The sequence below is a fragment of the Methylocystis sp. H4A genome, assembly GCF_015709545.1.
Taxonomy (GTDB): Bacteria; Pseudomonadota; Alphaproteobacteria; order Rhizobiales; family Beijerinckiaceae; genus Methylocystis; species Methylocystis silviterrae.
This window is the reverse complement of record NZ_JADNQY010000008.1, coordinates 18349-27048: the sequence shown is the minus strand read 5'-3', so window position 1 is coordinate 27048 and position 8700 is coordinate 18349. Positions and strand designations below refer to the sequence as shown.

Annotated in this window: 10 protein-coding genes and 1 pseudogene; 2 read left to right on the top strand and 9 right to left on the bottom strand. The window is 57.9% G+C overall.

What is annotated here, in order from left to right; genetic code table 11:
* Positions 1 to 107 precede the first annotated feature (107 nt).
* The 7 genes from IYW40_RS21995 to IYW40_RS00580 form a co-directional block, all read right to left on the bottom strand.
* Positions 108 to 479, bottom strand: a complete 372-nt coding sequence (locus IYW40_RS21995) for a transposase (RefSeq protein ID WP_196399007.1) — start codon at positions 477 to 479, stop codon at positions 108 to 110.
* Positions 480 to 710: 231 nt separating this feature from the next.
* Entirely contained in the window at positions 711 to 1067 is a 357-nt protein-coding gene (locus tag IYW40_RS00605) for a hypothetical protein (protein WP_175095646.1), read from the bottom strand.
* A 65-nt stretch (positions 1068 to 1132) separates the two neighbouring features.
* Positions 1133 to 1687 (bottom strand): hypothetical protein, encoded by a 555-nt coding sequence (locus IYW40_RS00600; protein WP_196399006.1) that lies wholly within the window; start codon positions 1685 to 1687, stop codon positions 1133 to 1135.
* Between the two features lie 25 nt (positions 1688 to 1712).
* Entirely contained in the window at positions 1713 to 2690 is a 978-nt protein-coding gene (locus IYW40_RS00595; protein ID WP_210267035.1) for a multicopper oxidase domain-containing protein, read from the bottom strand.
* Positions 2691 to 2800: 110 nt separating this feature from the next.
* On the bottom strand, positions 2801 to 3049 hold the full coding sequence (locus IYW40_RS00590; RefSeq protein WP_175095648.1) for a hypothetical protein: 249 nt from the start codon (positions 3047 to 3049) through the stop codon (positions 2801 to 2803).
* Between the two features lie 66 nt (positions 3050 to 3115).
* The gene (locus IYW40_RS00585; protein ID WP_196399005.1) at positions 3116 to 4519 is read right to left on the bottom strand and encodes an ISKra4 family transposase; all 1404 of its coding nucleotides are present in this window, start codon (positions 4517 to 4519) and stop codon (positions 3116 to 3118) included.
* A gap of 118 nt (positions 4520 to 4637) precedes the next feature.
* The gene (locus IYW40_RS00580) at positions 4638 to 5273 is read right to left on the bottom strand and encodes a plasmid pRiA4b ORF-3 family protein (RefSeq protein ID WP_246720560.1); all 636 of its coding nucleotides are present in this window, start codon (positions 5271 to 5273) and stop codon (positions 4638 to 4640) included.
* Positions 5274 to 5498: 225 nt separating this feature from the next.
* Between IYW40_RS00580 and IYW40_RS00575 the strand changes: the two genes are divergently transcribed.
* Positions 5499 to 6311, top strand: coding sequence for a hypothetical protein (locus tag IYW40_RS00575; RefSeq protein ID WP_196399004.1), 813 nt, complete (start codon positions 5499 to 5501; stop codon positions 6309 to 6311).
* A 160-nt stretch (positions 6312 to 6471) separates the two neighbouring features.
* Here the strand turns inward: IYW40_RS00575 and IYW40_RS00570 are convergent, their stop codons facing one another.
* Positions 6472 to 6738: a hypothetical protein gene (locus IYW40_RS00570; RefSeq protein WP_196399003.1), complete on the bottom strand. Its 267-nt coding sequence runs from the start codon at positions 6736 to 6738 to the stop codon at positions 6472 to 6474.
* A gap of 335 nt (positions 6739 to 7073) precedes the next feature.
* Here IYW40_RS00570 and IYW40_RS21490 point away from each other — a divergent pair.
* Positions 7074 to 7325 (top strand): annotated as a pseudogene (locus tag IYW40_RS21490) (ISKra4 family transposase); the annotation flags it as partial.
* Positions 7326 to 7427: 102 nt separating this feature from the next.
* Here IYW40_RS21490 and IYW40_RS00565 read toward each other — a convergent pair.
* Positions 7428 to 8696: a hypothetical protein gene (locus IYW40_RS00565; RefSeq protein WP_175095653.1), complete on the bottom strand. Its 1269-nt coding sequence runs from the start codon at positions 8694 to 8696 to the stop codon at positions 7428 to 7430.
* Positions 8697 to 8700 lie beyond the last annotated feature (4 nt).

Genomic DNA, 8700 nt, shown 5'->3' with positions numbered 1-8700 from the left:
ATTGCGGCGCAGCGTCTCCTGAACGATCAGCGCCAGGCTCGCATAGCCCTTGCGCATGTCGGTCTGGCCGGTGACGAGCCAGACCCGTGCGTCCGCCGAGACCGGGATCATCGCCGCAACGCCTTGACCACGCGCGCCAAGGCCGACGCGTCGACATCCGCGCCGACCACGATTCTCTCGCCCATGGAAAGCATGATCTCCATTCGGCCGATGGTCCCGGGCGCCGATGAAAGCGCCATGGCCGGCGTCGACGTGATCGTCACCGGTAAAACCGCAGGCTGCTCGCTCGCATCGCCGGCCGCGAACCGCCGCCGCCAAGTGAACAGCAGATTCGCGTTGAGGCCATAGCGCCGCGCGACCTCCGCCACCGACGCTCCTTCCTCCAAGCTCTCCGCGACAATGCGGCGCTTCGCGTCGTTCTTCCAATAGCGCCGCCGGCCCCCGGAACCCGCAGCCTCGTCTTTTTCCGCCTCGGTCATCGGAGATAGTGTCCATCATCGATAGTGGACACGATCCCCGCGCCACGCGCACGACTATCGCCGCCGTCAGCCCCAATCGCCAGACGGCCCTCGGCGGAGGCTTACGACTCGGTCCAAAATAGTCTCACATGAAATGCTGCAAATCGGATCATTCATCCCGAGTCCCGGATTGAACTGCCAATCGACAGGACCCATGTTCGATCGATTGGCACAAACGAAATCGCTGGCGTGTCAGCACGCCTCGTTTCGCAAACGGTTGGCGCGGCTCTCGTCGCGATTTGCAACCGACGCCCCAGAACCCCTCGAAGACTCAGTCCTGGTGATCGCCAGAACGTTGAAGTCCTTATCGAGGCGGAAGTCGTATTGGCCGCCCTTGCATTTCACGTCCTCGGCCTCCAGAACGCCCGACGCTTCCGATTCTTTCTCGTATTTTCCGCCTTCGCAACCCCAGGCACCGAGCGCTTGTTTGACCTTTGCAACCTCTGCATCGGTCAGCTTCGCATCGGAGAAAGCGCCGGGACTGAACAGAACCGCTTCGCCGGGGAATGTGACGAGATAGTTTGGAATAACGTTTGAACCCGTCTTCAAGACTGGGCCCCGGCTAACATTGGTTCCGACGCGTTTAGACTAATCCAAAGTGAAAGCGACATGGATCACATCCCGCCTTTCCCCCCTTCTAGGTGGTTAACACGCGTCATTGATTCTCGCGCGATATCGGCTGCAGCAGGGAGCAGTAACGCTCCTCCAAGCATGGCTAAGATCAAGATCGCAATCCAAGTAGTCTTGTAACTTGAGATCACTTCTTCGGCCACAAATCCTTGGAAAGGCGGCATCGCCGCAATGTCGACGATGAAGCCTAGGAAGGCAAAAAGCAAAGATACTACGATCAATCGCGCGACGGGATTCCTGGTCCAAGCATGTAAACCGGCTTCATAAGATGCCCGCTTGTTTTCATTGTTTGTTTCTGCAGCGCAGTTTTGTGCAACATCGCCGACAAACTCTCCGCACCGAAACAAACCGCCCTGCATTTGACCATCGCCAGACATTTTCGCGCCAGTTCCGTTCGCTTGATTTGCGGAAGGCAGAATTCCGGGACGGCTGAGGAAAACGTCGTCGGACCTTGAGCGATCAACTGCGTTTGCCGCCAGCGGAGACAGCGTGAGTAGGAAAGTGGCGAGCGCAAGTATCAGAAAGGATACGCGGTTCATGTGATTCCTCCTGCTATTTTGATTGTTATTCAACGACGCGAAAATCACCCATCATTCCCGACTGCATGTGCTGGATGACATGACAGTGATAGTGCCAATCGCCTGGCCCCACTCCTTCTCCCGCTTTCAATATGAATGACGTTCGGCTAATGGGGCCAACGTTAACTGTGTCGACTACGCCCGTGGTCCCTTGGTCGATCCAGCGGTGTCCATGCAGGTGAAAGGTGTGAAAGGCGGTGCCGAGGCCGATAACATGAAAACGAACTTTTTCACCGAGCCTCGCGCCCACAGTCGGGTTGGTCCACAGCGGGACCTCCTTGTCGCCCTCGACGATGTGATTGAGTTCCTGGCCCCAGAAGGTTGTCTCGTGCATCCAGAGAATGAACTCGCGTTTGACGTCTGCGAGATTCACGTCGACGATTTTGCCGTCGATGAGCGCGGGCGCCTTGTTGCTCGCTGGGTTGATGATGAGCGCCCCAAACAGGCCCTTATCCTCGGCGCCTAGCATTGGATTGCCGAAGGTGTGATCGTGATATGGCCATGTGCCCGCCGTTCCAGGCGCGGCCGTCCATTTATAGGTGTAAGGCTTGCCAGGAAATGCGGCTTCATCAGTGACGCCGTTCAACATCTTCATCGTGCCGTCGCTGTCGATTTTATAGTGCACGCCATGAACATGTATACTAACCGGCTGCGTGGCGTCGGCGACGCCGTGCTGCAATGTCACTTCCGCGGTGTCGCCCTCCTTGATGACCAAGGTCGGGCCTGGAATGGTCGGTCCTGTTGCGTAGCGGCCAGTGACGTCGCGTTCTTGTCCGTTCGATGCCTTGACCTTGTGGCTGACCATTTCATAGGCCAATTGGCCGGACGGCAGGGCGCTCGCTTTGAGCGTTATCAAGTGATGCTCGCCAGCAAACGCTGCGCCCGCCGCCAATAACCCGCTGGGAGCCATAAACGACAGCGCGAAGGCGAGCCAAAGCCCCAGCTTGGGATGGAGTTTTATCATCGCATCGTTCTCCCTCGGGATGGGAACCAAACTGTAAGCCGACGATCCCAGTGATCGTGGGCTGGCTGGTTCATCCCGACGCGTCTTAGATGCGATGAGGAGACGAAGTCTTACTTCGAAGGATCAGCGGGATTTTCTTTGCCGACAATTTTTAGGAGGGCGAGATAAACCTCTTCGTACTCGGGGCATTGATGCATATGATGATTGACCTCCGGCAATAAGGTCTCGGCGTTTTGCCCAGAAAGCTGCAGGTCCACGTCATAGCGAAGCTTGTCAAAATATTCGGTGCAGAGCATCTCCTCACCGCTCTTTGCGGCGAAGATCGTGTCGATGAAGCGGGTGAAGTCTTTCCTTTTCATGTCGAATTCCGGCACAATCTATATAAGATGCGTTGAACAGAGAGACCATGAGGAAGTGTGGGGCGGTCATGCCACCTCGGCCTGAATCGCGTGGTCCACGTTTACGTTTGCCAGCCCGGGATACCAGCGCTCGAATGTTGATCGCAGAGTTCCGTCGAGCGTCTTGGTGCGGGTCTGCAAGAGAAGGTGCGCGCCGCGCCGTGTCCATTGCATCTGCTGCTTTTTGGCGAACCGTTTGCTCACCACAGCGTTGACAGTCGCCTCCACGAAGGCCGAGGAGATGCGCTCGCCGGACCGATACCGTTCGCCGTAATTGATGAGGCTGTGCACGTTCAAGGCGATATAGACACCGAACTCGCGAGCCGCAACGATGAACTTACGCAGTTTCGGATAATCAACTTCGAGTTCGAAAAGGTCGGCTTCAAACTCTGCAATCACCTCTTGGGCTCCGGTCGTATTCCCGTGCCACAATTTCCATTTTATTCGATCGAGCTGCTTTGTCAGTTGGGCGCCGGCCTTCTCGTCATGTTGCGCGACACCCTTTGCAAACTGCCCGAGCACGGTAATGCGCATGGTGATATGGAACCAGTCGAGGACATGCTCGCTGCAAGGGCTGATGCATTCGGTAAGCGCCCGAACTTCCTCGCCGCCGTCGGTCAAGAAAGTGATGTCCTGATTGGCCTGTATTCCTTGGCTTTCCAGCATATTGACAAGACGGCGCTTCGGCTTCCGATCGAAGCCATGGACGAAGCCGAGATAGCGCGGTGAGCCGTCCTCTGGCATCGATCGTCCGATGATGACCTCAAAGTTGTTCTTCCTTTCGGCCCAGTCGCGGACATAGCCGCCATCGAGGCCGACAACGATGCGTCCGTCCGGGATTGGCAATGCGTGCCAGTCCGTCAGACTTCCGTCCATGAAACTACAGCGATCCTTTGGCAGTTCGGCTTCAGCGCGCTCGGCGACCCGAAGGACGTGCTGACGCACCGTCGTAGCGTTTACGCCGGTGGCGATCGGCAGGACGTCAGCAAGGACTTCGGCTGCGGCGGCATAAGGAACGAGCGAGGCCCAACGCGTTTCCAGATAAAGCCGCTCAGGCGCGACATGATGAGGAATGAGTTCGGCGAGCGGCGACACGGTGGCCGGCCCGTTCGCTTCGCGGCACCGGCAGCGGTGAAGTCGCGGACTCGCCAGCCGCACGTCACCAAACAATGTGTGGAATACGATGGGATAGCTGCCCTTGCTTCGCTTCCGGCGGTCGCAGCTCTCGCACCACCGCCGCCCCTCGGTCCAGGCCTTGGTCTGGGCTTCGACAATCCGCTGCTGGGCGGCGGCGAGCAAAAGGTTGCTCTCGGCAAGAGACAATCCGAGATCTTCCGCGCGGTCGGCGCCTTTGCCCAAGGATGCGATCTCTTCGATGTCGCCCGGCGCGCCGTCATCGGTTGTTATTTGAAGCAGAATCTTCACGCGCATGACGTCACTCCCGAGGACACAAGGCCAGTTTTTCATTGGCAGAAGAATGAGAATCTGCAATGATTTGGTGACCTGCTCCCTGGCTTGTTCCTGATCAGCGAGCGTCGCAGCAGACAGTTCAATGCTGCTGATGCATGAGGATGAGATGCCGACCTTGCCGCAAATCGGAATTCACCTTACGTCGGCTGAATGGTCGCCCCGTCCAGCGTTCGCGCTCTTCCGTTCGCTCAACAACCTCTTCAAACAGGGATTGAATATTGGCGTCGAGATCGTCTCGGCGCTCTTCGAGTGCGGCCTTTTCGATGATTTCGGCCATGACGCCAAGGTCATTGAGCGCGTCGATTGAACATCGGGCCTCGCGCTGAGTGAGATAGCCGGCCGGCCCACCACAATCCTCAGGCGGACAAGCTCCGCTTCCATCGGCGCAAAACGGATAGGCTCGATTGGGAGTGAGCTCCAACCGTTCTTCGAGCCTTACCTCGTGACGCCAAGGAATGTTCAGATCGTATTCGTAGGCGAAGCGCGCGCCCTTGCGAAGGCACAGGCTTTCCAGCGTCACGTCCGGCGAGCGAGCGGCAACCTCCCAGGAGCCGCAACGAATCGCGCGCAAATGGAATTGAAAGAGGTGGATGCCTTCCCAACCCATCGCGACCTGGATCACGCCGTGCAGCTGGCGAAGCGTGAAGGTCGCCGGCACGTGCATCCGGCGCCAGACCATTGGGCTGAGCCCCAACAGCCAAACCTTGAATTGCATTATAGCGCCGGGCATCGCCGGCGCGGAAGCAGAAGATGGGCCTGTTCGTCTCGGCAAAGGGATCTCCTACGCCACGCTTTGCTCCATGCTACCCGCGAAAACAGAAGCCGTCAGTCGCCCGCCCCACACTTCCTCATGGTCTCCCGTACCGCTTACGAACGGTGCGCAATCGGGCTCGCCGCGCCGCTGCGGCCGGCCGGAGCACCCGATCCCGAAATCGACGCTGTGACCCCTGCGGTCGTAATCGGGCTTGATGGCGGCTATCTGCGTAGCCGACATCGTCACCCCGAGCGTAATTTCGAAGTGGTCGCAGGAAAGGTGTTCAATCTCGATGGATCGCAGCATCGCTTCGCCTTTGCGCGCAACGGAAATTCGGTGAGTGAATTTACCAATGCGCTTGTGAGTGCTGGCGTCCGCCTCGGCACGCCGGCGACGGTGCTATCTGATGGCGACGCCGGATTATGGAAATTGCAGCGTCAGGTCATGCCCGAAGCGATGGTTGTCCTCGATTGGTGGCACGTCGCCACACGCTTTGAGCAACACCCTGCAAGCGACGCCGGGATTGGGCGCGGGCGTGACCAGCGGGCATTTTGGCGATCATCCTGTTCGTGCTCTCCAACGCGCCAAGAGGAACCTCTGGCATGGTCGTCCAAATTCCTGTCTCGGGCGCTTGGCGAAACTGGCGACTGGTTTGGCTCTATTCACGTCTGCGACCTGCGCGGCGCGGTTGCCGCCCGACGACACATCGATGATTTGATCGAATATCTCCATGCCAACCATCGCGCCCTGGCGAATTATGGGCGCCGGCGCCATAAAGAGCTGCCGATTTCGACCGCCTTCGTCGAGAGCGCGGTCAATGAAAATATGTCGAAACGCATGATCAAAAAGCAGCAGATGTGGTGGAACAGATGGACCGTGCAACCGTTCCTCGACGTCCGCGTCGCAGTTCTCAACAAAACCCTCTGCGGCCCGTTCAAACGGCTTTATCCAGACTCCCAGACGGACAATGACAATTGTCCCGTGCCAATCGCAGCGTGACGAATCCCACGATTTCGCATGCTCTCCTCGACAAGTTGGTCTGTGTCTTTACGCATCGAACCGTGTCGACCATACAGTCAGTATGGCCTTGCGCCCATCTCTAGATGCCGTAATGGCCCCGGCCTGAGCCTGATGGCGAAGGACGGGGCCATTACGGCATCTAGTTACCGCGGTCGAATGTCCGCGCCGTATGTTCTGCAACGGCGCCGAGCAGTGCGTTGAAACCAAGGCGCGGTTTATTATTCATGCGTTGATTAATCTCAGCGCCATATGCCCACTGGCGGCACCGAGGGTCAGCCACAAGCCGTTCTGCAATCCACCACTCGCCAAGATGAGACATCATAAGCGCGGTGCCCATAAGCGCTTTCAGCAAGAGCATCTGATCTATTTCAGGTAGCTTCTCGAACGCATCCCAATCTTTAAGCATTTGCCCACTCCTTGGACCATAGGTTTAGGGCGCCTGGAATGAGGCGGGCTTAACGATTCTAGAAATCTTCCAATATGCCCGCTGCGCGAGTGATCGGCCCCCTCCCCGCGACGGGTCTAACTGCAATGTTAGTGCATCGTGGGCTTTGGGGCTAGCGCGGGCGGCGGTGCTGCGTCTGCGACCGATTGCCCTTGCGAAATCAACACATCCGCCTGGCGCAACTTGGCGTCGATCTCCTCGGGCATATGATGCTTCCTTGCCATAAACGGTCCTCCGTCTCATGTCCGCAGACATACCTCAGGTTGGCCTAGTTCATCGCGGGTGGATCACTGCTGCTCATCGAGGAGTTGGCGACATACCTCAGATTGAACCAAGCTTCCGTAATCAATTATTGTCGGCGCTATTGGAAGGGTCTGCCAATCTCGAGTTCGCGAGCGGAGGCCCCGGTCAAAACTCTGGTCAATGCGCGCATGACCAAGCTGCAGCAGATGCGCTGGTCGCCGCGCGGCGCACAGCGCATGCTTCAAGCGACAGCTGCTGTGATCGATCGCCGCTTGAAGGCTGGCGCGATCAGTCTTGCCGCATGACCCCCACCTTTTTCCCGCCCCCCGCGAACCACCGCATTATTGCAATTAAGTGTGGCGTGAGATACGGAATCCCAAGTGGATCAAAATGCCTAACCGTTGGTATCACTTATTGAGCCGCTGTTTCAGCAGGGCGTTGGCCCAATCAATATTCCGTTGCGCAATTCGCCGTTGATTGAGCGCTATTTCTTCCGTTAGTTCCTTCAAGGCTTCGAGATTGACCGCGACCGCCTCTTCGAGTTTGTTCGTTCCGACTTCTCTTGATCCTAGCGCGACGAGCGCATTGCCAAGGTTTGCTTGCGTCAATGCCCAGCCCAGCGGAGCGTGCTCGCGCGTATATACCTTCAGCGCTTCACGAAACGCAGCGATAGCTTCATGGAGCCTGCTCGTCCCGCTCTCTCGCTCTCCCAAAGTCTCCAACGCATTGCCGAGATTCACCTGCAGTGTGGCCCAATCGAGCGGTTCGCGCTCGCGTTCGATCACCTGCAAGGCTTCGCGAAAAGCTGTAACCGCCTCTTCGAGACTTCCCGTCCCGCCTTCGCGCTCTCCGAGCGTCGTGAGCACATAGCCAAGCTTCATCTGGGTTTTTGCCCAATCGTGCGGCGCGCGTTCGCGTGTCGTTTCCTTCAGCGCCTCGCGAAAGGCTGTGGCCGCCTCTCTGAGCTTGTCGGTCCTATTCTGGCGCTCCCCTAGCATTTCGAGCGCATAGCCGAGTTTCATCTGCAGCGCCGCCCATTGAAGTGGAACGCGCTCGCGCGTGTATTCCTTCAATGCATTGCGAAAAGCCGCGACGGCTTCTTCGATTCTGTTTGCTACTTTCTCGCGCTCTCCGATCGTCCCGAGCACATTTCCAAGATTCACTTGCAAGTTCGCCCAATCAAGTGGGCTTCGTTCGTGCGTGAATTCTTTCAGCGCTTCGTGATAGGCGACGACCGCCGATTCGAGGTTTCGATTACCTTCTTCCCGTCCTCCAAGCAGCGACAGCGCGTCACCGAGCTTCGCCTGTATCGTGGCCCAGGCAATCGGGTGACGGGTACGTGTATATTCCTCGAGCGCTTCGCGATAAGCGGAAACGGCTCTTTCCAAATTCACAGTCCCGCTTTCCAGCTTTCCCAGTTCCGCGAGCGCCGCGCCCAGACGAAGCTGTAAATCCGCGCAGTCGAGTGGGGTCCGCTCGGGTTTGCCCCCGCCCGATTTCTTTCGAAAGACCGTGATTGCTTCTCCGACATTCGACGGCGCGGAATCCTCTATCGGTTCCCGCGTGTTTCGAGCTTGAACGGCTTCGGCGGACAAGAGCCCCAGGAGGCCGCAGAGGACGACCAGAGCTACGCCGCCGATCGAAGTGAGGCGGAATCTTCCGCTCTTTCTGGTCATGAAT

Bases quoted from the DNA above. Each gene is read 5' to 3' on its own strand.
- IYW40_RS21995 (WP_196399007.1), bottom strand. From the start codon at position 479: ATGACCGAGGCGGAAAAAGACGAGGCTGCGGGTTCCGGGGGCCGGCGG.
- IYW40_RS00600 (WP_196399006.1), bottom strand. From the start codon at position 1,687: ATGAACCGCGTATCCTTTCTGATACTTGCGCTCGCCACTTTCCTACTC.
- IYW40_RS00595 (WP_210267035.1), bottom strand. From the start codon at position 2,690: ATGATAAAACTCCATCCCAAGCTGGGGCTTTGGCTCGCCTTCGCGCTG.
- IYW40_RS00590 (WP_175095648.1), bottom strand. From the start codon at position 3,049: ATGAAAAGGAAAGACTTCACCCGCTTCATCGACACGATCTTCGCCGCA.
- IYW40_RS00585 (WP_196399005.1), bottom strand. From the start codon at position 4,519: ATGCGCGTGAAGATTCTGCTTCAAATAACAACCGATGACGGCGCGCCG.
- IYW40_RS00580 (WP_246720560.1), bottom strand. From the start codon at position 5,273: ATGCAATTCAAGGTTTGGCTGTTGGGGCTCAGCCCAATGGTCTGGCGC.
- IYW40_RS00570 (WP_196399003.1), bottom strand. From the start codon at position 6,738: ATGCTTAAAGATTGGGATGCGTTCGAGAAGCTACCTGAAATAGATCAG.
- IYW40_RS00565 (WP_175095653.1), bottom strand. From the start codon at position 8,696: ATGACCAGAAAGAGCGGAAGATTCCGCCTCACTTCGATCGGCGGCGTA.